Annotated in this window: 22 protein-coding genes and 1 tRNA gene; 19 read left to right on the top strand and 4 right to left on the bottom strand. The window is 41.7% G+C overall.

Annotation, left to right across the window (positions count from 1 at the left end):
* Nucleotides 1-18: 18 nt before the first annotated feature.
* Together cspE and AC4IFO_RS18215 are read right to left on the bottom strand one after the other, a co-directional pair.
* On the bottom strand, nucleotides 19-228 hold the full coding sequence (gene cspE / locus AC4IFO_RS18220) for a transcription antiterminator/RNA stability regulator CspE (protein ID WP_014657708.1): 210 nt from the start codon (nucleotides 226-228) through the stop codon (nucleotides 19-21).
* Nucleotides 229-445: 217 nt separating this feature from the next.
* Nucleotides 446-904: a methylated-DNA--[protein]-cysteine S-methyltransferase gene (locus tag AC4IFO_RS18215; RefSeq protein ID WP_490736525.1), complete on the bottom strand. Its 459-nt coding sequence runs from the start codon at nucleotides 902-904 to the stop codon at nucleotides 446-448.
* Nucleotides 905-1,191: 287 nt separating this feature from the next.
* Here AC4IFO_RS18215 and nrdH point away from each other — a divergent pair, with 287 nt between their 5' ends.
* The 12 genes from nrdH to AC4IFO_RS18155 all read left to right on the top strand — a co-directional run bounded on the left by nrdH (nucleotide 1,192) and on the right by AC4IFO_RS18155 (nucleotide 15,151).
* Nucleotides 1,192-1,419 (top strand): glutaredoxin-like protein NrdH, encoded by a 228-nt coding sequence (gene nrdH, locus AC4IFO_RS18210; RefSeq protein ID WP_490736523.1) that lies wholly within the window; start codon nucleotides 1,192-1,194, stop codon nucleotides 1,417-1,419.
* 8 nt (nucleotides 1,420-1,427) lie between these two features.
* Nucleotides 1,428-1,853 carry a class Ib ribonucleoside-diphosphate reductase assembly flavoprotein NrdI gene (nrdI, locus tag AC4IFO_RS18205; protein ID WP_490736521.1) on the top strand — a complete coding sequence of 142 codons (426 nt, stop codon included), beginning with the start codon at nucleotides 1,428-1,430 and terminating at the stop codon, nucleotides 1,851-1,853.
* A complete protein-coding gene (gene nrdE, locus AC4IFO_RS18200; RefSeq protein WP_490736519.1) occupies nucleotides 1,853-3,985 on the top strand; it encodes a class 1b ribonucleoside-diphosphate reductase subunit alpha in 2,133 nt (710 codons plus the stop codon). The genes nrdI and nrdE overlap by 1 nt, the downstream gene beginning before the upstream one ends.
* A gap of 13 nt (nucleotides 3,986-3,998) precedes the next feature.
* On the top strand, nucleotides 3,999-4,970 hold the full coding sequence (gene nrdF, locus AC4IFO_RS18195) for a class 1b ribonucleoside-diphosphate reductase subunit beta (protein ID WP_490736517.1): 972 nt from the start codon (nucleotides 3,999-4,001) through the stop codon (nucleotides 4,968-4,970).
* A gap of 729 nt (nucleotides 4,971-5,699) precedes the next feature.
* Nucleotides 5,700-6,899, top strand: coding sequence for a glycine betaine/L-proline ABC transporter ATP-binding protein ProV (gene proV, locus AC4IFO_RS18190; protein WP_490736516.1), 1,200 nt, complete (start codon nucleotides 5,700-5,702; stop codon nucleotides 6,897-6,899).
* On the top strand, nucleotides 6,892-8,064 hold the full coding sequence (proW, locus tag AC4IFO_RS18185; RefSeq protein ID WP_490736514.1) for a glycine betaine/L-proline ABC transporter permease ProW: 1,173 nt from the start codon (nucleotides 6,892-6,894) through the stop codon (nucleotides 8,062-8,064). Before proV ends, proW begins: the two co-directional genes overlap by 8 nt.
* 104 nt (nucleotides 8,065-8,168) lie before the next feature.
* On the top strand, nucleotides 8,169-9,164 hold the full coding sequence (gene proX, locus AC4IFO_RS18180) for a glycine betaine/L-proline ABC transporter substrate-binding protein ProX (RefSeq protein ID WP_490736512.1): 996 nt from the start codon (nucleotides 8,169-8,171) through the stop codon (nucleotides 9,162-9,164).
* A 134-nt stretch (nucleotides 9,165-9,298) separates the two neighbouring features.
* A complete protein-coding gene (locus AC4IFO_RS18175; RefSeq protein ID WP_490736510.1) occupies nucleotides 9,299-10,498 on the top strand; it encodes an MFS transporter in 1,200 nt (399 codons plus the stop codon).
* 662 nt (nucleotides 10,499-11,160) lie between these two features.
* The gene (gene mprA, locus AC4IFO_RS18170) at nucleotides 11,161-11,676 is read left to right on the top strand and encodes a transcriptional repressor MprA (RefSeq protein WP_273804625.1); all 516 of its coding nucleotides are present in this window, start codon (nucleotides 11,161-11,163) and stop codon (nucleotides 11,674-11,676) included.
* Between the two features lie 217 nt (nucleotides 11,677-11,893).
* Complete coding sequence (gene emrA, locus AC4IFO_RS18165) at nucleotides 11,894-13,075, top strand: multidrug efflux MFS transporter periplasmic adaptor subunit EmrA (protein ID WP_490736508.1); 1,182 nt, start codon at nucleotides 11,894-11,896, stop codon at nucleotides 13,073-13,075.
* A 17-nt stretch (nucleotides 13,076-13,092) separates the two neighbouring features.
* Nucleotides 13,093-14,628, top strand: coding sequence for a multidrug efflux MFS transporter permease subunit EmrB (gene emrB / locus AC4IFO_RS18160; RefSeq protein ID WP_273827655.1), 1,536 nt, complete (start codon nucleotides 13,093-13,095; stop codon nucleotides 14,626-14,628).
* Nucleotides 14,629-14,728: 100 nt separating this feature from the next.
* Nucleotides 14,729-15,151, top strand: coding sequence for a hypothetical protein (locus tag AC4IFO_RS18155; RefSeq protein ID WP_490736505.1), 423 nt, complete (start codon nucleotides 14,729-14,731; stop codon nucleotides 15,149-15,151).
* Between the two features lie 68 nt (nucleotides 15,152-15,219).
* Here AC4IFO_RS18155 and AC4IFO_RS18150 read toward each other — a convergent pair whose 3' ends face one another.
* Nucleotides 15,220-16,326, bottom strand: coding sequence for a tRNA/rRNA methyltransferase (locus AC4IFO_RS18150; RefSeq protein WP_490736503.1), 1,107 nt, complete (start codon nucleotides 16,324-16,326; stop codon nucleotides 15,220-15,222).
* Between the two features lie 170 nt (nucleotides 16,327-16,496).
* On the opposite strand from AC4IFO_RS18150, the gene AC4IFO_RS18145 reads away from it, so the two are divergent.
* The 7 genes from AC4IFO_RS18145 to AC4IFO_RS18115 all read left to right on the top strand — a co-directional run bounded on the left by AC4IFO_RS18145 (nucleotide 16,497) and on the right by AC4IFO_RS18115 (nucleotide 23,500).
* Nucleotides 16,497-17,198, top strand: coding sequence for a tRNA-uridine aminocarboxypropyltransferase (locus tag AC4IFO_RS18145; RefSeq protein ID WP_490736501.1), 702 nt, complete (start codon nucleotides 16,497-16,499; stop codon nucleotides 17,196-17,198).
* A 226-nt stretch (nucleotides 17,199-17,424) separates the two neighbouring features.
* Complete coding sequence (locus AC4IFO_RS18140) at nucleotides 17,425-20,070, top strand: bifunctional acetate--CoA ligase family protein/GNAT family N-acetyltransferase (protein WP_490736499.1); 2,646 nt, start codon at nucleotides 17,425-17,427, stop codon at nucleotides 20,068-20,070.
* 159 nt (nucleotides 20,071-20,229) lie between these two features.
* Complete coding sequence (pssA, locus tag AC4IFO_RS18135; protein WP_490736562.1) at nucleotides 20,230-21,585, top strand: CDP-diacylglycerol--serine O-phosphatidyltransferase; 1,356 nt, start codon at nucleotides 20,230-20,232, stop codon at nucleotides 21,583-21,585.
* 55 nt (nucleotides 21,586-21,640) lie between these two features.
* Nucleotides 21,641-21,985 (top strand): YfiM family lipoprotein, encoded by a 345-nt coding sequence (locus AC4IFO_RS18130; RefSeq protein ID WP_490736560.1) that lies wholly within the window; start codon nucleotides 21,641-21,643, stop codon nucleotides 21,983-21,985.
* Nucleotides 21,986-22,088: 103 nt separating this feature from the next.
* Nucleotides 22,089-22,412, top strand: coding sequence for an antibiotic biosynthesis monooxygenase family protein (locus tag AC4IFO_RS18125; protein ID WP_273804633.1), 324 nt, complete (start codon nucleotides 22,089-22,091; stop codon nucleotides 22,410-22,412).
* Nucleotides 22,405-22,809 (top strand): amino acid-binding protein, encoded by a 405-nt coding sequence (locus AC4IFO_RS18120; protein ID WP_490736497.1) that lies wholly within the window; start codon nucleotides 22,405-22,407, stop codon nucleotides 22,807-22,809. The genes AC4IFO_RS18125 and AC4IFO_RS18120 overlap by 8 nt, the downstream gene beginning before the upstream one ends.
* On the top strand, nucleotides 22,790-23,500 hold the full coding sequence (locus AC4IFO_RS18115) for an ArsR/SmtB family transcription factor (RefSeq protein WP_490736495.1): 711 nt from the start codon (nucleotides 22,790-22,792) through the stop codon (nucleotides 23,498-23,500). The genes AC4IFO_RS18120 and AC4IFO_RS18115 overlap by 20 nt, the downstream gene beginning before the upstream one ends.
* Before the next feature lie 478 nt (nucleotides 23,501-23,978).
* Here the strand turns inward: AC4IFO_RS18115 and AC4IFO_RS18110 are convergent.
* Nucleotides 23,979-24,055: transfer RNA gene (locus AC4IFO_RS18110), tRNA-Asp, on the bottom strand.
* Between the last annotated feature and the right edge of the window lie 129 nt (nucleotides 24,056-24,184).

Genomic DNA, 24,184 nt, shown 5'->3' with positions numbered 1-24,184 from the left:
GATTGTTAATTGTTTAAATTACAGAGAGACAACGTTAACAGCAGATGGGCCTTTAGCACCTTCAGTGATTTCAAATTCAACTTTCTGGCCTTCCGCTAAGGTTTTGAAACCTTCGCTAGCAATCGCAGAAAAGTGAACAAATACATCTTTGCTACCATCTTCTGGAGTGATAAAACCAAAACCTTTAGATTCGTTGAACCACTTAACGTTACCTTTAACTTTAGACATCAAATTATTACCTTTAAAATAAAATAGACACACCATCTGTATCGAGTCCAGTACACCAGATATCTGACTTACTTGTCTACAACCTAGATCACGAAAATTGACTAAAATGATAAAAATATATTATTTATTGGTCGGTCTCACTCTAATTTCGACAATTATTCTTATCAATAGCAATTAATGCAACCAATTGTATCAGCCATAGTGAATTATTCAGTTATTACTTCTCATGCAGTAATAACCAATCCTTGATATCTAAGCCTCCCGTGTATCCTACCAGCTTACCATCGTGACCTAATACTCGGTGACAAGGCACAATGAGTGAGATTGGATTACGCGAATTCGCCATTCCCACTGCACGACAATAATTAACTGAGCCTAACTTTAACGCCAAGTCCTTATAACTCCAACGTTCTCCATACGGGATCCCGCATAGATGCTGCCAAACCTTCTTCTGAAACTCCGTCCCCTTTGGGTTTAATGCCACCGTAAACGTTTTTCTTTTGTGATTAAAATATTCTTTTAATTCTTTAGCACATAGCTTGGAGTGATCATTTTTGCTTTCTTTTTCCGTTTTTTCTTCAACAAAATAGATGCTCGTGATCCCGTCATCATCCGCCGTAATATGAACCCACGGCTTAGGAAATTTATCGGGGGTCGCTAAATATTGATGATACATAGTATCTCCTTAAAAGGATTCATTTACCTGATTGTATATACAGTTATAGAGTAAATTATTTCTACTTTGCAATGCTATTTTTTCTTAGTGTGGCTAACGGAATCATTGAATGCCCTATTTTTTTATTTTCAATATAAATAACAACCTAGCTGATAATTAGAATAATTATCATTCAATATTCTTTATTCACTATATATTGTGTGGTTGATAAATTTTAAATCTATATATAGTCTTTAGATATTAAATACCCCATCAAGATACTCTCAGTAATCCAAAAGGTGAATAAGATGAATGAGATTACCATTTATAGTAAGCCCAACTGTGTTCAATGTAATGCCACCTATCAAGCCTTAGATCGCAAAAAAATTGCCTATCAGATAATTGACCTCACAAAGGATAGCCAAGCACTTGAATTGGTTAAAAAATTAGGCTATCAACAAGTGCCTGTCGTCATTGCGGGTGACAGGCATTGGTCTGGTTTTCGCCCGGATATGATAAGCCTTCTTGCGGCATAGGAAATCCCATGGAAACTGAATCATTGATCTATTTTTCAAGCCGTTCAGGGAATTGCCATCGGTTTGTTGAAAAACTGGGATTGCCTGCAACTCGCCTCCCAATCGGGCAACAAGAAGCTAGCCTGATCGCCACAAAGCCTTATGTTCTGCTACTTCCGACCTACGGCGGCGGTGGAACAAAGGGCGCAGTGCCAAAAGAAGTGATTCAGTTTTTAAATATCGAGAAAAACCGTTTATTCATTCGCGGTGTTATTGCTGCGGGGAATACCAATTTTGGCGATGCTTACGCAATTGCGGGGGATATCGTCGCACAAAAGTGCCATGTTCCTTACCTCTACCGCTTTGAGCTCTTAGGCACTGCAAGAGATGTTCAATCGGTTAAAGATGGTCTACAAACGTTCTGGAAACGTGCCCACAACGAGAGCTTTTCATAATGGATACAATACAAAAGAATACCGAAATTGATTACCATGCGCTAAATGCCATGCTGAATTTATATGATAGCAAAGGTCATATTCAGTTTGATAAAGATAAAGAAGCTGCACACCATTATTTTCGCCAGCATGTTAATCAAAACACTGTATTTTTCCATGACTTAAAAGAAAAATTGGTTTTTCTTATTCAAGAAAATTACTACGAAAACGACGTATTACAGCAATACAGCTTTGAATTTATTAAAGCACTGTTTCAGCAAGCCTACGCCCACAAATTTCGCTTCCAAACCTTTCTTGGCGCATTCAAATACTACACCAGCTACACGCTAAAAACCTTTGATGGCAAACGCTATTTGGAGCGCTATGAGGATCGCGTTTGTATGGTGGCACTGACACTCGCACAAGGTTCAGAGCCTCTCGCCAAGCTGTATGTTGATGAAATCATTACAGGGCGCTTCCAGCCCGCGACACCGACATTCCTTAATTGTGGGAAAAAACAACGGGGCGAATTAATTTCCTGCTTCCTATTGCGTATTGAAGATAATATGGAATCCATCGGGCGCTCTGTTAATTCTGCTCTCCAGCTATCCAAACGGGGGGGTGGGGTCGCCTTTATGATGACCAACTTGCGTGAACAAGGCGCCCCCATCAAACTGATTGAAAACCAATCCTCGGGTGTTGTTCCCGTAATGAAAATGCTGGAAGATGCCTTTTCCTATGCAAATCAATTAGGTGCTCGCCAAGGTGCCGGTGCCGTGTATTTACATGCTCATCACCCTGATATTATGCGTTTTCTCGATACAAAACGGGAAAATGCGGATGAAAAAATACGCATAAAGACCTTATCCCTTGGCGTGGTGATCCCAGACATCACCTTCCAGTTAGCGAAAAATAACGAAGATATGTACTTGTTTTCCCCCTATGACGTTCAGCGTGTGTACGGTGTTCCCATGTCTGAAATCAGCGTCTCTGAAAAGTACGCGGAAATGGTGGATAACAAGACGATTAAAAAATACAAAATTAATGCGCGGGAATTTTTCCAGACTTTAGCTGAAATTCAATTTGAATCGGGCTACCCATATATTTTATTTGAAGATACTGCTAATAGGGCCAACCCAATTGCAGGGCGGATTAATATGAGCAACCTGTGCTCAGAAATTCTGCAAGTTAATCGCCCCAGCCTGTATGAAGAGGATTTAAGCTACCAAGAAATTGGTAAAGATATCAGCTGCAATTTAGGGTCGATGAATATTGCCAAAACCATGGATTCACCGAACTTTGCACAATCTATTGAAGCCGCAGTCAGAGCACTTAGCGCCGTCTCCGATATGAGCGATATTCGTTCCGTCCCCTCAATTGCTCAAGGAAACCGTCAGTCCCACGCCATTGGCCTTGGGCAGATGAACCTGCATGGCTATTTAGCTCGTGAGCGTATTCATTATGGCAGTGAAGAAGCGCTTGATTTTACCAATATCTATTTTTATACCGTCACTTATTATGCCCTCAAAACCTCGAACCAATTAGCCATTGAACGCAAAACCGCTTTTGTTGGTTTTGAGCACTCCACTTATGGCTCAGGTGACTATTTTGATAAATATATCAACGATATTTGGTTACCAAAAACACAAACCGTGCAGGAATTATTCCGACGTTCGGGCATCGAAATTCCCACTCGGGAAGACTGGCTAGCCTTAAAACAGTCGGTGATCACCTATGGTATTTACAATCAAAACTTGCAAGCCATTCCACCAACGGGGTCTATTTCCTATATCAATAATTCCACATCGAGCATTCACCCTATTGTTTCTCGTATTGAGATCCGTAAAGAAGGAAAGATTGGTCGAGTCTATTATCCTGCACCATTTATGGATAACGAAAATCTTGAGTTTTACCAAGACGCCTATCAAATCGGCCCTGAAAAAATTATTGATACCTATGCCATGGCCACTCAACACGTCGACCAAGGCTTATCGTTAACGTTATTTTTCAAAGATGATGCCACCACGCGAGATATTAACCGAGCGCAAATTTACGCGTGGAAAAAAGGCATAAAAACGTTGTACTACATACGATTACGTCAAACTGCGTTAGAAGGCACCGAAGTTGACGGCTGCGTATCTTGCACTTTGTGATAGGAATAAGATTATGACCACCAATACATCCGCGGCCCCTGTGAAGGCTATCAACTGGAACCGTATTCAAGATGATAAAGATCTTGAGGTTTGGAATCGCCTCACGTCTAACTTTTGGTTACCCGAAAAAGTGCCTTTATCCAATGATATTCCATCGTGGAATACCCTCACTGAAGCAGAAAAAAAGCTGACTATACGTGTCTTTACTGGACTAACACTGCTCGACACTATCCAAAACACGGTGGGTGCCCCCTGTTTAATGCCTGATGCGCAAACCCCCCATGAAGAAGCTGTTTTATCCAATGTGAGCTTTATGGAAGCGGTACATGCACGCTCTTATAGCTCGATTTTCTCCACCTTATGTTCCACCAGCGACGTCGATGAAGCCTTTCGTTGGAGTGAAGAAAATAATGCATTACAAAATAAAGCTAAAATCATTCTTTCTTATTACTGTGATTCACATCCCTTAAAGAAAAAAGTGGCAAGTGTCTTTTTGGAATCATTTCTATTTTATTCCGGGTTTTATTTACCTATGTATTGGTCAAGTCGCGGTAAGCTCACTAATACTGCTGACTTAATTCGATTGATTATTCGAGATGAAGCGATTCATGGCTATTATATTGGTTATAAATTCCAAAAATCATTATTGAATTATGATGAAAAAACGCAGGCAGAAATAAAAGATTTCACCTTCTCATTATTATTCGACTTATATGAAAATGAAGTGAAATATACCCAAGAGTTATATGACTCGGTTGGCTGGACAGAAGATGTCAAAAAGTTCTTACATTATAATGCCAATAAAGCCTTAATGAATTTAGGTTATGAAGCCTTATTCCCCGATACCGTCACCGATGTAAGCGCGGCAATATTATCTGCGTTATCCCCCGATGCGAATGAAAATCATGATTTCTTCTCAGGATCAGGTTCTTCTTATATTATTGGCAAAGCGGTCAGTACCGAGGATGATGACTGGAACTTTTAATCAATTGATTAGTTTAATTCACATTTGACTTAAGCTGTCACCGATTTACATACCCTGATGAATAATAACATTTTTATTTTTCAGGGTATTTTTTAGGCTGAAAAACACCCAAATCAGTTCGTTTTTTATAGGGATATCTGTTCAATTATTCATTTTTAATGAATCAATCTGGCATTAACTTCCAATCGCTCATTTTAAAATCCTAAAATAAATTAATAAAATTAATGTTTTTGGCGCTTTGCCTTATTTATTTTCATTCATTATTTACGGCCAAATTATCGATAAAAAATTGTTATCACTAATCCATCTTAAGTCATTTCTTTATTTTCAACTCTGACAAAATAAATACAGCCTCACCAGTAAGTTAACTACTCTAGATAGGTTTTATATTCTTACTCATATTCGCTATTTTCGTTTTCTTATTTAAATCATATTTTACATTTTTTACGGGGATTTTTTTGATTAATTCTACTTAACCAAGGGTTGTCAGCCATTTTTATTATGCTAGGGTTTATTGCTTGCAATTTTTACTAATAATCTAATCAGGAGCATTTGAATTTAAACCATAATGAATAAACCCATTAAATTAAAATAGGAATTTCTGCCCTAATAATTTTCAAACGATAGCCATGGTTTAGGTCTAAATAGGCAAGACTATCATTATTGAATCGACACAATTCATTTTGGGCTCCAACTCTTTTTGTTGATTGAAAATTGGGTAAATAATATATGGCAATAAAATTAGAAGTTAAAAATTTATATAAAATATTTGGGGAAAATCCTGACTCCGCATTTAAGCTTTTAGAATCAGGAATGGACAAAGACGCTATCTTTGAAAAAACAGGCCTCACGGTCGGTGTTCAAGATGTGAATCTGGCGATTGAAGAAGGCGAAATCTTCGTTGTAATGGGGCTTTCGGGTTCAGGGAAGTCCACTTTGGTGCGCCTCCTCAATCGCCTGATTGAACCCACCAGCGGCCAAGTGCTGATTGATGGAGAAGATATCTCTGATATTTCCGACAAAGCCCTGCGTGACGTGCGCCGAACAAAAATCAGCATGGTGTTTCAATCCTTTGCCTTAATGCCTCACATGAATGTGATTGATAATACCGCATTTGGCATGGAGCTTTCGGGCATATCGAAACCAGACCGCCATAAAAAAGCGATGGATGCCCTGAATCAAGTGAACCTCGAAAAGTGGGCCAATTCCTATCCCGACGAGCTTTCTGGTGGGATGCGCCAACGCATTGGCTTAGCAAGAGCACTCGCCAATGACCCTGATATCCTGTTAATGGATGAAGCCTTTTCTGCGCTTGACCCACTTATTCGAACAGAAATGCAAGATGAATTGCTGTCTTTACAAGGGGATAAACAACGCACCATCGTTTTTATCTCCCATGACCTCGATGAAGCCATGCGAATTGGTGACCGCATCGCCATTATGCAAGGCGGTGTTGTCGTTCAGGTCGGCACCCCTGATGAAATACTGAATAACCCAGCTAATGACTATGTCAGAACCTTCTTCCGTGGAGTTGATATTAGCCAAGTGTTCAGTGCCAAAGATATTGCACGAAGGCGCCCCGATGCCCTGCTACATATCGCGCCCGGCTTTGGTCCTCGTTCCGCCCTAAAAGTGCTGAATGATGAAGACCGTTACCATGGCTATTTGCTTTCACGAGGCCATACCTTTGCAGGTGTCGTCTCCGTAGAGTCTTTAGAAAAAGCGTTGCACGACAAAGCCGGGATTGAAGCTGCAATTTTATCAGATATTGAGCCGATTCAAGGTGATACCTCCTTAAATGAAGTTATCTCGACGATTGCACAAGCGCCTTGCGCAGTACCTGTCGTGAATGAAAAAAATCGTTATCTAGGGGTGATTTCGAAAGGCATGCTGCTACAAGCACTGGATAAGGAGACGCCTAATGAGTAAGCAAAATCAAGACAATACCATCGACCAACAAGATCCGTGGGCCGATACTCAAGTTGAGCAAACGCCAGTGCAGACGCCTAATACAACCCAATCTGACGATCCATGGGCGGCAAGTTCCGTGCAAGATCAAAGTGCTGTAGATGATCCGTGGGGTGGCTCATCCGCAACAGAGACTGCACCAGATGCAGGATCCAGTGATTGGCTTGATGCTGCACCAACAGATAGCATCGCACCAGATCAGTTTAATATTATGGATCCCTTCCAGCACACGCTTATCCCGCTTGATTCTTGGGTTGCGCATGCCATCGATTGGGTTGTTCTCAACTTTCGCCCTGTATTCCAAGGCATACGAGCTCCTATCGATTTCATTCTCAGCGGGTTTGAACAATTTCTCACCTCGCTGCCGTCTCCCGTAGCCATTATCATTTTTGCACTACTTGCTTGGCAATTAGCAGGGCGAGCAATGGGCGTGGCAACCTTTATTTCGATGATAGCCATCGGGGCAATTGGTGCTTGGTCGGAAGCGATGGTGACATTATCGCTGGTACTGACCTCATTGCTATTTTGTATTGTGATAGGGCTACCGCTGGGAATTTGGCTGGCTCGTAGCGAAAGAGCAGCCAAAATCATCCGCCCATTACTCGATGCGATGCAAACCACACCGGCATTCGTCTACTTAGTGCCGATTGTCATGTTATTTGGTATCGGTAATGTGCCTGGTGTCGTCGTCACCATTATATTTGCCTTGCCACCTATCATTCGTCTGACCATTTTAGGTATCAAGCAAGTCCCTGCCGACTTAATTGAAGCTGCTGAATCATTCGGTGCAAGTCCTCGTCAAATGTTATTCAAAGTGCAATTACCACTCGCAATGCCAACGATCATGGCGGGTGTTAACCAAACGCTTATGTTAGCGCTTTCAATGGTGGTCATAGCGTCGATGATTGCAGTTGGTGGTTTAGGTCAAATGGTATTAAGGGGGATTGGCCGCCTTGATATGGGGCTCGCGTCTGTCGGGGGCGTCGGTATTGTTATTCTCGCTATCATTTTAGACCGCTTCACCCAGTCTTTGGGGCAAGATACCCGTGGTAAAACGCCGATTCGTTGGTATCAAAAAGGCCCTATTGGGCTGGTTTTGCGCCCATTTTGTAAAAAAGCCAATTAATCCATACATCCTCCATTCACCTGAGTGCCATTCATTTGGCACTTAACTTGGCTCTTCCCATTAAGGCCAAGCTCGCTGCGAAATAAAACAGAGGGAACAATATAATGAAACATAAAATCATTCTTGCATCTGCACTGACAGCCATATTTACCATTCCATTGGCAGGTGCTAACGACCTACCGGGTAAAGGGATAAAAATTAACCCTGTACAAAGTACTATCAGCGAAGAAACATTCCAAACACTGATCGTCGCTAAAGCCCTTGAAGAGCTCGGCTATGATGTTCAACCTATCAAAGAGGTCGACTATAACGTGGCTTATGCATCCATAGCGAATGGTGATGCGACATACTTAGCCACCAGCTGGGTTCCTTTGCATAATGCGCAATATGACGCTGCTGGCGGTGATAAAGTATTCTATCGCCAAGGTAATTACGTCGTTAATGCAGCTCAAGGCTACCTCATTGACAAAAAGACCGCAGAAAAATACAACATTACTAATGTTGAGCAACTTAAAGACCCTAAAATTGCCAAACTCTTTGATTCAAATGGCAATGGTAAAGCGGATTTAACTGGATGTAATCCAGGCTGGGGTTGTGAAGCCGCCATCAATAATCATTTAAAAGCCTATGACCTTGAAAAAACAGTCGATCATAATCAAGGGAACTATGCGGCGATGATGGCTGATACCATTACCCGATATAAAGAAGGTAAACCTATTTTATATTATACGTGGACACCTTATTGGATCAGTGATGTGCTCAAACCAGGTCGTGATGTGGTCTGGTTAGAAGTACCTTTCTCTTCAATGCCAAACGGTGAAAAAACAGACACGAAGTTACCTAACGGGAAAAACTATGGTTTCCCACCAAATACCATGCATATCGTCGCTAACAAAAAATGGGCAGCGGATAACCCATCTGCGGCAAAATTATTTGAAGTGATGAAACTGCCTATTGCCGATATCAATGCGCAAAACTTAAGAATGCATAATGGTGAAGCGTCACAAGCGGATATCCAACGCCACACCAATGCTTGGATAAAAGCGCACCAATCCACGTTTGATGGCTGGGTGAAAGCAGCGCAAGAAGCCGCTAAGTAAGCTTAAATCACACAATAAAATAACTAAAGCCACCCGCTAATCTGGGTGGCTTTTTACATCAATGACAAAAAGAAATAAACCAAGGTAATGAATTTTGTTTATAGTAGTCGCCTAGCAAATAATAGGTAACCTACATGAAACAGACCCAAACTGCGGAGCTAACAACGGGCCTCACTATTTTGATGGCCATTGCAACAGGCCTTGTCGTGGCCAGCAATTACTATGCCCAGCCTCTGTTAGACACCATTGCAGCGCAATTTAATCTGACCACCAACATGGCAGGCTTTATTGTCACCGCCGCACAACTTGGCTACGCAGTCGGTTTACTGTTTTTAGTTCCTCTTGGAGACTTATTTGAACGTAAACGCTTAATTTTATTCATGACGTTTCTTTCTGCTTCAGGCTTACTCATTACCGCGCTTTCAACCAACATTTGGCAGATCCTATTAGGTACTGCACTGACCGGGCTGTTTTCTGTTGTTGCTCAAGTGCTGATCCCGATGGCTGCCTCTATCGCGCATCCGAATAAGCGAGGTAAAGCGGTTGGTATCATCATGAGCGGATTATTACTGGGAATTTTACTGGCAAGAACGGTATCTGGTGCTGTAGCAATGGTCGGCGGCTGGCGTGCAATTTATTGGGTCGCCTTTGTTTTATTAATTATCTTATTAATTGTATTAGCGATTAAATTACCTCGCTATCACCAAAAAGCGAATCTTAACTACTTTCAGTTACTTTGCTCTATTGGCCGATTATTTTTTAGTACGCCTGTTTTGGCGGTTAGAGCGTCACTTGGCGCACTCTCTTTTGCTAATTTTGGGCTATTGTGGACAGCAATGGCATTTTTATTGGCGAGCCCGCCATTTAACTATTCTGAGGGGACTATCGGTTTATTTGGCCTTGTTGGTGCTGCGGGCGCATTAATGGCATCACAAGCGGGCCACCTTGTGGATAAAGGCAAAGGTAAAATAATCACGACCGTTGGACTGGTTTTATTGCTGTTATCTTGGTTGCCCATAGGTTTAGCAAAACACTCCTTAGTCGCCTTTGTTATTGGCATTCTGGTACTTGACCTCGCAGTTCAAGCCGTCCATGTTACCAGCCAAAGTACCTTATACCGCATTATGCCTGAAGCGCGTAACCGTCTCACCGCAGGGTATATGACCAGTTATTTTATTGGTGGGGCACTCGGCTCATTATTATCAGGCTATGCCTATGAACGTGCTGGCTGGGAAGGAGTAGCGATTGCAGGCGTTTGTTTAACGGCTCTAAGCTTAGTTATCTGGGCCATTGGTATCCGATTCGATCCCACTATCTCGACGTTAGAAGAGTAATCACTCTCCCCCTTTCTACAGCTGATAATGTTTTTTCTTAAATGTTATCAGCTGCACATTAACACATAAAAAAACATAATATATTCAAAGTAGAACTGTCACTTTTTTTCTTTATTTAAGCATATAACCCATAAATTAATATCAATAATTCGAGATAATAATAATATATTGTTATAGTTACCACAGCGAAAGTTAGCAAATGACACAGTTAAACAAATACTATATCTCATTTGGACGGTATAATTATTGTTAATTAGGGCAATAATTATTAGCAGAAATAATAATCCAAAAACAAAAAATAGGTATTTTCACCTAATCAATAGCAATATCTATCTAACTTGTAATTATTGGGTAACAAAAAAAATGGTATTGAGTTAATGCGATGTGATTATATATTGTTTTATATGATTTTGTTTGATGTGTAAATTGTATTTTTTTGGCTAATTTATATCCAAATATACTTAGGTAGGCTAAAAATATACATTAAGCTATACTGAAACCCATAAATTACATTCATAAAATTTATGAATCATGTATCATTATCAAAATAAAATCATCGATATTAATTAAGTATAATTGCTAATTCTCTCTTTTAATATACCATTTAGATGGTTGATGACAGTTGCAATCTTACCAACTGAAACTAATAAGGTATCCAAATAATGGAAAGTTCATTTACACCGACAGAAGCACTATTAAATGCTCGCGTCGCGCAACAAGATACACATGAAAAACCAATCCCGTATCAAGAGATACTTTTGACTCGCTTATGTATGCATGTTCATGGAAAATTACTTGAATCTCGCAATAGTATGCTACGAGCTCAAGGGATCAATGAAACTCTCTTTATGGCATTAATGATTTTAGATACGAAAGATTCACGCAGTATCCAACCGTCAGAACTCAGTGCCGCACTGGGCTCATCTCGTACCAATGCAACTCGTATTGCAGATGAACTGGAAAAAAATGGCTGGATTGAACGTAAAGAAAGCCACAATGACAGACGTTGTCTACATTTACACCTTACCGAAAAAGGTTCAGAGTTTTTAAGTAGCTTATTGCCACCGCAGCACAGCGCGTTAATCGATATCTGGTCGGCTTTAGATGCTGATGAAAAACAGCAGCTTGATAAACTCATGCGTAAATTACTGACAAAACTGGATACTATAAAAGATTAACCATTTATTTTGTAAGGTTAATGTATTTGAGGCATTCTGATACTCAAAGGCGAAAAAAAACTTTTCAGCCTGTAATATTTCATTATCCTTTTACCTTATGCTTTACGATATTCCCATCAAGCAGCAAAATCATTTGTAGTCTCAGTTTCCAGTGGTTAACTACTAACTACTGGAAACAACCGTGATCCTTATCCATCGAAAATGGAGTAATACCAGTATGAGTTCCCCTGAGGAAATGCAACAAACGCAAGCTCCCCAACGAAATAAAAAAAGACAACGCAGAAATGCTTTGGTCTTTTTAACGTTAATTTTTATTGCTATTGGCGTGGGCTGGGCAGTTTATTGGTATCTGGTACTTCGCCATTATGAATCAACGGATAACGCTTACGTTGCAGGTAATCAAGTACAAATCCAATCCCAAGTATCTGGGAGCGTGATGACCGTTAACGTTGATAATACCGACTTCGTACAAAGCGGCACGGTACTCGTTGAACTTGACCCACGGGACGCTGAATTGGCATTGGATAAAGCCAAAACCGAACTGGCAAATAGTGTGCGTCAAACTCGCCAGCACATCATTAACAGCCGCCAGCTACAAGCGAATATTGATGTGAAACGCTCAGAATTGAGCCGTTTACAAAATGACCTAAAACGTCGCGAAGTGTTAGGCAACAGCAATTTAATCGGTAAAGAAGAGTTGCAACACGCACGCGAGTCCGTTGTCAGTGCAAAAGCTGCATTAGATATGGCCGTTGAGCAATATAATGCCAACCAAGCAATCGTCCTCAATACCTCCATTGAAAAACAACCTGCGGTTGAGCAAGCTGCGACTCAAGTTCGTAATGCATGGTTAACCTTACAGCGCACCAAAATTGTGAGCCCAGTGGACGGTTATGTTTCTCGCCGTAGCGTGCAAATTGGCTCACAAATCACGCCATCAACCCCATTAATGGCCATTGTGCCATCGAGTGGTATGTGGATTGATGCCAACTTTAAAGAAACACAACTGGCAGATATGCGTATTGGCCAGCCTGCGAAAGTCACAGCCGACTTCTACGGCAAAGACGTGGTCTTTAACGGGACGGTTGTTGGTCTAGATATGGGGACAGGTAGTGCGTTTTCATTATTACCCGCGCAAAATGCGAGTGGAAACTGGATTAAAGTTGTACAGCGCCTCCCCGTACGTATTGCGTTAGACCCTGCACAACTTGAAGAACGCCCATTACGTATCGGTTTATCCACGGAAGTGACGATTGATACCTTAAATAAAGATGGCAAAGTGCTGTCAAAAGGCATGCGTGATGCACCAGCTTACCATACATCTGCATTAGCGGTGGATATGTCTCCTGCCGACAAGATAGTTACTGAGATAATTAATAATAACGCTGGGAACAAATAAGTGGGGGCGCAACACTCATGACCGCACCACTTACAGGTTCAAAACTGGCTTGGATGACCATCGCCCTCTCACTGGCGACGTTCATGCAAGTCCTTGACTCAACCATTGCTAACGTCGCAATCCCAACGATTGCGGGTAACCTTGGCGCATCTAACTCCCAAGGAACGTGGGTGATCACCTCGTTCGGCGTGGCAAATGCAATCTCCATTCCTGTCACCGGCTGGCTAGCACGGCGTATTGGTGAGGTTCGACTATTTTTATGGTCAACGGGTCTTTTTGCCTTAACATCTTGGTTATGCGGTATTTCTGGCAGCTTAGAAATGCTGATTTTATTCCGTGTGTTGCAAGGTTTAGTCGCGGGTCCACTGATCCCTCTATCCCAAAGCTTACTGCTTAATAACTACCCCCCCGCCAAACGCAGTATGGCGCTGGCGCTTTGGTCGATGACCATTGTGGTCGCACCAATTTGCGGGCCTATTCTTGGTGGCTATATCAGTGATAACTACCATTGGGGATGGATATTCTTCATCAACGTTCCATTCAGTATTGCAATTATTTTTGCCATCATGCGTACCTTAAAAGGCCGTGAGACAAAAATTTCTATTCAACGCATTGATACTGTTGGTTTAGTTTTATTAGTTGTTGGGATTGGCGCACTGCAAATCATGCTCGACCAAGGGAAAGAGCTGGATTGGTTTAACTCAACCGAAATCATTGTCTTGACAGTAATTGCCGTTGTAGCGATTGCCTTCTTAATTGTCTGGGAGTTAACCGACGATCACCCCGTCATTGACCTCTCTCTCTTTAAGGAACGCAATTTTACCATTGGCTGCTTATCCCTCAGCCTCGCCTATATGTTGTACTTTGGTACCATCGTCTTGCTCCCGCAGCTATTGCAAGAGGTTTATGGATATACTGCAACATGGGCGGGATTAGCCTCTGCGCCCGTTGGGTTATTGCCACTACTCATTACCCCCATTATCGGTAAATTTGGTAACCGCATTGATATGCGTTATTTAGTGACATTCAGCTTTATTATCTATGCTGTCTGTTACTACTGGCGTGCTTATACCTTTGAACCGGGTATGGGCTTTGCAGCAGCAGCTTGGCCGCAATTTGTTCAAGGCCTCGCGATTGCCTGCTTCTTTATGCCATTAACCACCATTACCTTGTCGGGGTTACCCCCTGAAAAAATGGCATCGGCATCCAGCTTATCTAACTTTACCCGAACGCTGGCTGGGGCAATTGGTACCTCGATTACCACAACAATGTGGACACAAAGAGAATCCATGCACCATGAAAATCTTGCCGAATTTGTCAATCCGTACAATCCAAATGCGCAGCATATGTACAGTGAATTGGCACAGATTGGCATGAATGAGCAGCAAAGTGCGGCTTACTTAGCGAAAACCATTACAGATCAAGGGCTGATCTTATCGGCAAATGAAATTTTCTGGCTCTCCGCGGGGATCTTTATTTTACTGATGGTGATCGTCTGGTTTGCTAAACCGCCATTTGGTGCGGGGTCGAAAGACGGTGGCGGCGCTCACTAATCTCAATTTAACCCTACATTTCGGTGTGGGGTTATTTTTTGCTTCATTCCTTCCTATCAAATACACTTGTTCAATCATTAACCCGCTCAGGTAAACAATCATGAAATCATGGATTGAAAACAGTCAGGCACTTACTTTGATTAATACCATGGATGAAGCCCAGACAGAGCAATGCCGCGGAAAACTCATTCGCTACATTAATCAGTACCAAGAAGATTATCCATTTGATATTTTGGATGACGTTCAAGCTTATATGCAGCTAAAACTTGATGCTGATGATCTGGATTTTAATACAATTCCCGATGAAATTAAGCAGGCTCTTACTGAAGGTTATTATGAATACTGCATCAGTTTAAACGAAATATCTGCGGCATATATGATAGTAACTCAACCCACGCCATTAACGCGTTTAGATCTTATTCAGTTCACTAATCACTTATTAGAAGCTTATTCATGTAATTATCCAGAAGATGAATTTCTCGTGCCGAAACTTGCTGAGTTTGCAGATTTATTGACTCACTAGCCAAATTTTAGATAGAAAAAAGCCATACGTGAAAACGTATGGCCTTAGAAATCGTATTGATAAACCGATTAGTTAGCTTGGTTTTGCTGCCACCATTGTGCCAACATCACCCCTGTAGCAACAGAGACATTCAGGCTTTCAACTTTGCCCGTTCCGCCGATAAATAGGCTCATATCCCCTTGATCCCACGTGCTATCGCTTAAGCCATCACTTTCTTGGCCTAAAACAAGTACCATTTTGGCTGGTAATTTCGCTTTCGCTAAATCTTGGCTGCCTTTATGGCTCGATGTAGTTACAATGGTGTAACCCGCTTTGCGGAATTTATCTAACGTGGACGTTAAGCCATCAGCATCGATAGCTTTAATGTGCTCAGCACCACCTTCTGCGGTACGAATTGCCGCGCCGGATTCCAACATGCCTGCATCTTGCAAAATCACGCCTTGCACACCAAAGTGAGCGCAGCTGCGCATGATCCCGCCTAAGTTATGTGGGTTACCAACATCTTCCAGCGCTAATACACAATCTTTTTCTGTGGCTTGCTCTAAATACGCGTCTGCGCTCATGCCACCACGCTTTTTGATGATAAAACACACACCACCATGGTGTTCTGTTCCAGAGGCTTTCGATAACTCTTCATCATCAACAACATGATAGGCTTTGCGGTTTGCCGCCATCCATTTCAGGGCATCACGAAAACGAGGCGTGACAGATTGTAAAAACCATGCGCGAACAATGGCGTCTGGGCGGTTTTTAAACATCGCTTGGCACGCATTTTCGCCGTAAATACGGGTCTCTTCTTGGCGTTGTTTACGCAGTTGCTCAGGGTCGATTTGGCTTTTACCAACAATCCCACCATGATCATTTTCAAATTCTTCGCTATTCGGTTTAGAAACCGTACGCCACGGGGAACGCTCACGTGGTGCGCTATCACGGTTATCAGAGCGGCGTTCCTGACGACCACCTTCAGGGCGATTTGAACGACCCCCTCTTTCTTGGCGGCCACCATCACGTCGGTCACCACCGCGCTTATCATTTCCGCCACGTCTATCATCGCGACCACCGTCACGACCGCCACGGCGTTTATCGTTACCTTTGATGCTGTCCTGCTCTTCGCTGCGGACATACATCACTTTTACTTTGCCGTTTTTACCACTAAAATCATTCGAGTCGTTCATCACTATCCCCTACTAAGCTATGGCGCGAAGATTACATGATGTTGCAAGGCTACGCTACCGATTCGCACTATTATCTCACCGAAAAGTTATTGAATATACCTCTATCGCACAGAAATCGTTTTGCGTACAATATGCGGCTTATTTTATGGCCTGCAAAACAGTAATCAAACATGACACCTAATGCCGTTTATCACCTCCGCCAGCAACGCCTCGCTTTATCGACAAAACCTTTTAAAGCAAGGGGCTGTCGTGTAAAACGCTGCCAATATTGCTTGTTACCTGTTCCACAATGCCTGTGCCAAGAAACGGTATCAACCCAAGCAAAAAGTCAATTTTGCTTGATCATGTTTGATGGTGAAGTGTTTAAACCCAGCAATACAGGAAAACTGATTGCTGATGTCCTCCCTGAGACACTCGCTTTTCAGTGGTCAAGGACCGATCCAGATGCACAGCTTTTAGCAGCCTTACAGGATGATACTCGCCAGCCTTACCTGATTTTCCCTGAAAGCTATGCGCAAGAAAATCGTGTTGTTGTGAATGAACCTAGCATCTCTGATAAACCTGCTTTATTTATTTTATTGGATGGAACCTGGCCTGAAGCACGCAAAATGTTCCGTAAGAGCCCGTATCTCAATAACATTCCAATGCTATCCATCAACACAAAAGCGCGGACGGACTACCTGTTACGCACACCATCCCGTGAAGAACAACATTGCACCGCAGAGGTTGCCGCTACAGTGCTAGAGCTTGCTGGTGATATCCAAGCCTCACAGCAGTTATTTAGTCATTTTAGTCTATTTCGCCAAAAATACCTTGAGGGGAAACCCCATCACCCAGTAGCCCAAATGGTGTTAAACGCAACGGCTTCCTAACTATTTTTAGGGACTGTTTTCACGCTTTTTTTCGTAAATAGTTCCAAGAAATAGTCACTTTCGGATAATCGTCATCCTAAAACGTGAAGGTGCTTGTATAAATTAATTAAATCCGCAGGATAAACTAGCGCAATATAAAAGATAGGGCATAGTATTCATAAGTATTACTTAGCCTCTTTTTATCTCTTGAACGATTATGCCGTTCACCAAGCGAAGGGTTATCTCTATGGGTTTAGTGAGTCAGTTAGAATCTTTATTCAGGCCAAAATCAATCGTGGTCATTGGCGCCTCTGAAAATCCGAGCCGTGCAGGTTCGGTTATGATGAAAAACCTTCTCACCAGCGGCTTTAAAGGGCCGATTCTCCCAGTCAATCCAAATCGTAGCTCCGTCTTGGGCGTACTGGCCTACCCTTCTATTGATAAGCTTCCACTCAAACCTGACCTTGCAGTAATTTGTACACATCATTCACGAAATATTAGCTGTTTACTGCAACTTGGTGAAGCAGGCTGCAAAGTTGTGATTATCTTATCATCCCCTTCGATTCAATTTAATGAATTAAAAAAGGTGGCTCAGCAATATCAAATTCGCCTTTTGGGTCCTAATAGTTTAGGGTTTTTAGCACCATGGCAAGGTTTAAATGCCAGCTTTTCACCTATCCCAATACTCAAAGGCAAACTGGCTTTTATTTCACAATCTGCCGCAGTTTCTAATACCGTGCTTGATTGGGCAAGGCATCGTGATATCGGTTTCTCCTACTTTATCGCCCTGGGTGATAGTATCGATATTGATATTGATGACTTACTGGATTACTTAGCCCGCGATAGCAAAACCAGTGCAATTTTGCTTTACCTTGAAAACATCAGTGATGCGCGGCGCTTTTTATCGTCATCACGCAGTGCATCACGCAACAAGCCTATTCTCGTCATAAAAAGTGGTCGAACACGCAAAGCCCAAGAACTTTTAGGGGAAAAACCCAGTTTGGATGCCGCTTATGATGCTGCAATTCAACGGGCAGGCCTTTTGCGGGTGCAAGACACCCATGAAATGTTTTCTGCTGTTGAAACATTAAGCTATATGACTCCATTACGGGGTGAACGTTTATCAATTATGAGCAATGGTGCTGCCCCCGCCGCCATGGCTTTGGATGAACTTCTTCTGCGTAATGGCAAGCTGGCTACACTCAGTATTGAAACCGAAAATGAACTCAGTGCCCTGCTTCCACTTGATCTCTCCACACAAAATCCGATTGATTTGGGTGATGATTCCACGGTAGAGCGCTATATTAACGTATTAAACAAGATGCTCGATAGCCATGATCATGATGCACTTTTGTTGATCCATACCCCCAGTGCGATCACTGAAAGCAAATCCATGGCAGAAAAAATTATCAAAACCATCAAGCAGCACCCTCGTGGAAAATGGCTCACTATTTTAACCAACTGGTGTGGTGAATATTCTTCTCAAGAATCACGGCGTTTGTTTAGTGAAGCTGGGATCCCGACTTATCGAACCCCTGAAGGAGCAATTACAGCCTATATGCACATGGTGGAATACCGCCGTAACCAAAAACAGTTAAAAGAGACGCCAGCACTTCCTGTGGGGATTACTGCCAATACACAGCAAGCACATGAATATATTCAGCAAGCATTGAAAAACAATAACTTGCATTTAGATACGCATGAAGTGCAGCCTATTTTAAAAGCCTATGGGCTGCATAGTTTGCCAACTTGGATTGCTCATTCAAGTGAGGAAGCAATTGAAATTGCTGAAAAAATTGGTTATCCCGTTGCTTTAAAGCTACGTTCACCCGATATTGTGCATAAATCAGAAGTTCAAGGTGTCATGCTGTATCTGAGAAATGCAAAAGAGGTTGAAGATGCCGCCAAAGCAATTATTGAACGTGTTTCCACCAATTTCCCGAACGCTCGCATTGAAGGTTTATTAGTGCAAAGCATGGCAAACCGTGCAGGCGCACAAGAATTGCGTATTGCGGTAGAACTCGACCCAGTATTTGGCCTGCTAATAATGTTAGGTGAAGGGGGAATTGAATGGCAGCAAGAAAGCCAAGCTGCTGTTGCCTTACCGCCATTAAATATGGCGCTCGCGCGTTACCTCGTCATTAACGCCATCAAAGGCTATAAAATTAAGTCGCGTAGTGCATTAGAACCACTGAATATCTTAGGCCTCTCCAGTTTATTAGTGAGAGTTTCAAACCTAATCATCGATTGCCCAAATATTACACGCTTAGATATACACCCACTATTAGCCTCTGGCGATGAATTTACCTTGTTAGATGTTTCTATGACACTCAGCCCTAATGATGGTGTGGCAAGCTCAAGGCTTGCTATTCGCCCTTATCCAAGCGAGTTAGAAGAAACAATTCATTTAAAAGAAGATTTAAACTGCTTATTACGCCCAATACTTCCCGAAGATGAACCACTATTGAAGTCTTTTATCGAGCAGGTCACAAAAGAAGATCTCTATTATCGGTATTTTAGTGAGATTAGTGAGTTTACCCATGACGACCTCGCTAATATGACGCAAATAGATTACGACCGTGAAATGGCCTTTGTGGCAGTAAAAAATCAAAGTACAAGCCCTGAAATCATCGGTGTTGTTCGTGCAATGGCAGACCCAGATAATCAAGAGGCTGAATTTGCTGTTTTAGTTCGTTCTGATATGAAAGGGCAAACACTGGGTTATCAGCTTATGCAAAAATTGCTTAACTATACTCGCGGCCATGGCATCAAAAAATTAACTGCTATCACCATGCCTGAAAACCGCAACATGATCAGCTTAGCGAAAAAATTAGGGTTTGAGGTTGAAGTGCAATTTGAAGATGGTGTTGTGAACCTCACTCTTCACCTTTAAAAACATGATGGAGCGTGGCATAACCTGTATGGGAATTAAACAGATATGCAATTTATTCTAAATGCTTTGACTAAATATGCTATCATTCACTGATCATTCGCTTAAAAATGTGTGCAAAGCGATTTGCTATTAGACTAATAAGAGAAAATTCGCACTGTGATGTTGTCAAAACTAAAACAAGCAAAACATCAACAATATTTGGTAAGTTTACCTAAACTGTCTCAAGATGTTGCTGATGTCAAAACGCTATATAAGACAGAAGATTTTCGTGATGAACTGCTTAAGCAAATATCTCTCGCTCAAAATACTATCTACATTACGGCCTTGTATTTAGAGAAAGATGACGCAGGTAAAGACATTCTTCATGCGCTGTATGCGGCAAAACAAGCTAATACATCATTAGATATCAAAATTCTCGTCGACTGGCATCGGGCTCAACGAGGGCGTATTGGTGCTGCTGCAAATGCCACCAACGCGGATTGGTATTACGATGTCTCGCAACAGTATCCAGATGTTGACATTCCAATCTATGGTATTCCCGTCAATACTCGGGAAGCTTTAGGTGTCTTACATCTAAAAGGCTTTCTGTTTGATGATACCCTGCTGTATAGCGGAGCAAGCATCAATGATGTGTATTTACAACGACATGAAAAATATCGTTATGACCGATATCACCTTATTAAAAATAGCCAGCTAGCAGCATCAATGCGAAAATTCATTGATGATTCACTATTACCTACTGATGCTATTCATCGTCTAAATACAGAAACGCGCCCTAAAACGGCTGAATTTAAGCACCTAATAAAACAGTTCCGTTTAGGACTTAGAGGGTCTTCTTACCAGTTTACTGGTAATGCATCTAATGATGAATTATCGGTAACACCCTTTGTTGGCTTAGGTAAGAAAAACGATCTTAACCGAGTGATCACCCATTTAATGGGTTCAACCAGTGATAAACTAACTATTTGTACGCCATACTTTAACCTTCCAGCGGTATTAGTGCGGATCATCAGCCGATTACTACGTGATGGCAAACAGGTTGAAATTATTATTGGTGATAAAACCGCTAACGATTTTTATATTCCACCAGAAGAGCCTTTCAAAATTATTGGCGCACTTCCTTATCTATATGAAATCAACTTACGCCGATTTGTTAGTCGCTTACAGCGCTTTATCGACAGTAAACAGTTGACGGTTAGGCTTTGGAAAGATGGTGATAATACTTATCACTTGAAAGGTATGTGGGTCGATAACCAGTGGCAACTGATCACGGGTAATAACTTAAATCCACGCGCATGGGGCTTAGATCTGGAAAACGCAGTTTTAATTCATGATCCTAAACAACAGCTTCAAGACCAACGTCATCATGAATTGGAATGCATTCGCACTCATACTAAAGTCGTTAATCACTACAGGGAGTTAGACAGCATTCAAACTTACCCTGTTAAAGTGAAAAAGTTAATTCGTAGGCTGAGACGCATACGTGTTGATCGGCTGATCAGTCGGATCTTATAAGTTTACACAAAAGCGTCACTTTAAAGTGGCGCTTTTCAATTTTGGTAACCAATTAATGAAGGCCAATACGGTAAAAATAGTAATTATTAGCTCATTGATGTTATTAACAACAGGGTGTGCTGGTTTTCATTGGTCGAATGACAATTGGAAAGGAAAAGACAAAGCACAGCACTTTGCATTTTCCGCTGCCATGGCAGCAGCAGGCAATGCTTATGCGGACAGGCAGAATATGTCCCATCGTCATGCAGCTCAATTTGGCCTATTATTTTCTATTTCGCTTGGTGCTGCGAAAGAGCTTTATGATAGTCGCCCTGAAGGAACAGGCTGGAGCTGGCACGACTTTGCTTACGACGTTGCAGGTGCCGCTGCTGGCTACAGTTTATACCAATCTCTTAAGTAACCCTTCCCTACTCTATTATTATCTTCCTTAATACTTCGCCCATCATCGAAGTATTGCTTAATGAAAAGCTTATAGTTGTGCTTTCTACATTAAGGAGAATTCTATGATTGCCGTGATCTTTGAAGCTATTCCAATTCCCGAACAAAAAGCGCGTTATTTTGAACTTGCCGCAAAGCTGAAATCTGAACTAATGAATATTGAGGGTTTTATTTCGGTTGAGCGTTTTCAAAGTATCACCACCGAAGGAAAAATTTTATCGCTTTCTTGGTGGGAAAATGAAGCCGCTATTATGGAGTGGAAACGTCATTTTATGCACCAAAGTGCGCAAAGTGAAGGGAAAAATTCCGTTTTCTCTCATTACCATATCCGAGTTGCAGAAACCATAAGGGATTATTCCTTCGATAAGGAGAATAACCATAATGTATGATATTCATGTTATTCTTGAAAACCAAGCAGGTACATTAGCATTACTCGCGACAACTTTAGGCCAACATGGTGTCGGCTTAGAAGGTGGAGGTGTCTTTTCTATCGATGGAAAAAGCCATGCTCACTTTTTAATCACACAGCCTGAAGAAGCTAAAAAGGCACTGACTAAAGCAGGTATACCAGTGGAAAGCATTTCACTGCCCGTAATTCGTAAATTAAAACAAGAGCAACCAGGTGAACTTGGTGCTATAGCACAGTGCCTAGCAGACCACCAAATTAATATCCTGATTCAATATAGTGATCATCATAATAGGTTAATACTCATAACTGATAACAATGAGCTCGCCTCAGAAGTAACTAAAAAATGGGATACCCCTAATGATAAAAAACAAAATTAGCCAACCCATTGATGAAAATGAGCATTTAGAAAAATCTATTTCAAAGGTTGCCTCTGCGATTGCTGACCCCTCTAGGGTCAGTATTCTCTGCGCACTAATGGATGGCAGGGCATGGACAGCCACAGAGTTAAGTGCTGCGGCAAATATTGCGCCTTCAACAACCAGTGCTCACTTAACTAAATTGTTAAAAAACCACCTAATTAGCTGCTTATCACAAGGCCGGCACCGTTATTACCGGCTCGCGGGCTCAGACATTGCAGAATTGTTGGAAACACTAATGAGTGTATCCATGAAATTGGAATATAAAGCTCCAGTATCAACCCCTGTTCATCTGAGAAAAGCACGCACCTGCTATGATCACTTAGCAGGAGAAATTGCAGTTCAGATTTATGAGTTTATGGATAAAAATGGTTGGTTTACATCTAAAGAAAATAAATTATCCATTATTGGCATTGAGCAATTTAACAGCCTCAATATCAATATTTCAATGCACACTAAACGAAAAATGGCGTGTGCTTGTTTAGATTGGAGCGAAAGGCGTATGCACTTAGGCGGAAGCGCTGGAGCTGCGTTATTGCACGCTTTTGAACAAAATGAATGGATACTAAAGACAGCAGGCTACCGTGAAGTTATATTTACTACTAACGGCAAAAAAGCCCTAAAACGAATTTTTAACATTGATATCGCATAAACTCATCACTGGAGACGTGTATAATTTTCTTCGTTTTGCCATATCCCTCTAATACGCCAAGTAGTGAGTGATTACTCGCAGTCATATGCGCAGTGGATAAATACTATAACTCTGTACACGATACTCACTACAACCTCATTCACTTAAAAGTTAATAAGCCATTCTTAGCAAACAAATTCTCATGACATCTATTCAATAAACACTCAAGCTTCCACTCTTTATTTTATACCTCACAATTACATTCACCAAAGTAATAACTTCGATAGTCATGGAGATCAAATAAAGCGTTTAAATAGTTAAATGCGTGAGCTATTCTCATTATTTCAAATTAGTAGTGAATATTTATATATTCAACTAGTCCGTTGAAAAAAGCCCGATAGGTAATATAGGATGACTAACATAAAACTATTTAAGAGTGGGTTTTTAGATAGGCATAAAAACAAAAACCCCGTGATTTTCATCACGGGGCTTCGATAAGTGGCGGAACGGACGGGACTCGAACCCGCGACCCCCTGCGTGACAGGCAGGTATTCTAACCAACTGAACTACCGCTCCACTTATTCTTTCGCCTTTCGGCTGCTTATCATGAAAGCTCACAATAAGACTTTAATTTAATGTCTGGCAGTTCCCTACTCTCACATGGGGAGACCCCACACTACCATCGGCGCTACGGCGTTTCACTGC

It is taken from the genome of Providencia sp. UF-224 (assembly GCF_058245955.1).
Note: the sequence above shows the minus strand (reverse complement) of the source record. Positions and strands in the feature narration are given on the sequence as shown.

Bases quoted from the DNA above. Each gene is read 5' to 3' on its own strand.
- pssA (WP_490736562.1), top strand. From the start codon at position 20,230: ATGTTGTCAAAACTAAAACAAGCAAAACATCAACAATATTTGGTAAGT.
- cspE (WP_014657708.1), bottom strand. From the start codon at position 228: ATGTCTAAAGTTAAAGGTAACGTTAAGTGGTTCAACGAATCTAAAGGT.
- AC4IFO_RS18155 (WP_490736505.1), top strand. From the start codon at position 14,729: ATGAAATCATGGATTGAAAACAGTCAGGCACTTACTTTGATTAATACC.
- AC4IFO_RS18140 (WP_490736499.1), top strand. From the start codon at position 17,425: ATGGGTTTAGTGAGTCAGTTAGAATCTTTATTCAGGCCAAAATCAATC.
- nrdI (WP_490736521.1), top strand. From the start codon at position 1,428: ATGGAAACTGAATCATTGATCTATTTTTCAAGCCGTTCAGGGAATTGC.
- nrdF (WP_490736517.1), top strand. From the start codon at position 3,999: ATGACCACCAATACATCCGCGGCCCCTGTGAAGGCTATCAACTGGAAC.
- proX (WP_490736512.1), top strand. From the start codon at position 8,169: ATGAAACATAAAATCATTCTTGCATCTGCACTGACAGCCATATTTACC.
- AC4IFO_RS18130 (WP_490736560.1), top strand. From the start codon at position 21,641: ATGAAGGCCAATACGGTAAAAATAGTAATTATTAGCTCATTGATGTTA.
- nrdE (WP_490736519.1), top strand. From the start codon at position 1,853: ATGGATACAATACAAAAGAATACCGAAATTGATTACCATGCGCTAAAT.
- mprA (WP_273804625.1), top strand. From the start codon at position 11,161: ATGGAAAGTTCATTTACACCGACAGAAGCACTATTAAATGCTCGCGTC.
- emrA (WP_490736508.1), top strand. From the start codon at position 11,894: ATGAGTTCCCCTGAGGAAATGCAACAAACGCAAGCTCCCCAACGAAAT.
- AC4IFO_RS18115 (WP_490736495.1), top strand. From the start codon at position 22,790: ATGATAAAAAACAAAATTAGCCAACCCATTGATGAAAATGAGCATTTA.
- AC4IFO_RS18215 (WP_490736525.1), bottom strand. From the start codon at position 904: ATGTATCATCAATATTTAGCGACCCCCGATAAATTTCCTAAGCCGTGG.
- proV (WP_490736516.1), top strand. From the start codon at position 5,700: ATGGCAATAAAATTAGAAGTTAAAAATTTATATAAAATATTTGGGGAA.
- AC4IFO_RS18125 (WP_273804633.1), top strand. From the start codon at position 22,089: ATGATTGCCGTGATCTTTGAAGCTATTCCAATTCCCGAACAAAAAGCG.
- AC4IFO_RS18175 (WP_490736510.1), top strand. From the start codon at position 9,299: ATGAAACAGACCCAAACTGCGGAGCTAACAACGGGCCTCACTATTTTG.
- AC4IFO_RS18150 (WP_490736503.1), bottom strand. From the start codon at position 16,326: ATGAACGACTCGAATGATTTTAGTGGTAAAAACGGCAAAGTAAAAGTG.
- nrdH (WP_490736523.1), top strand. From the start codon at position 1,192: ATGAATGAGATTACCATTTATAGTAAGCCCAACTGTGTTCAATGTAAT.
- proW (WP_490736514.1), top strand. From the start codon at position 6,892: ATGAGTAAGCAAAATCAAGACAATACCATCGACCAACAAGATCCGTGG.
- AC4IFO_RS18120 (WP_490736497.1), top strand. From the start codon at position 22,405: ATGTATGATATTCATGTTATTCTTGAAAACCAAGCAGGTACATTAGCA.
- emrB (WP_273827655.1), top strand. From the start codon at position 13,093: ATGACCGCACCACTTACAGGTTCAAAACTGGCTTGGATGACCATCGCC.
- AC4IFO_RS18145 (WP_490736501.1), top strand. From the start codon at position 16,497: ATGACACCTAATGCCGTTTATCACCTCCGCCAGCAACGCCTCGCTTTA.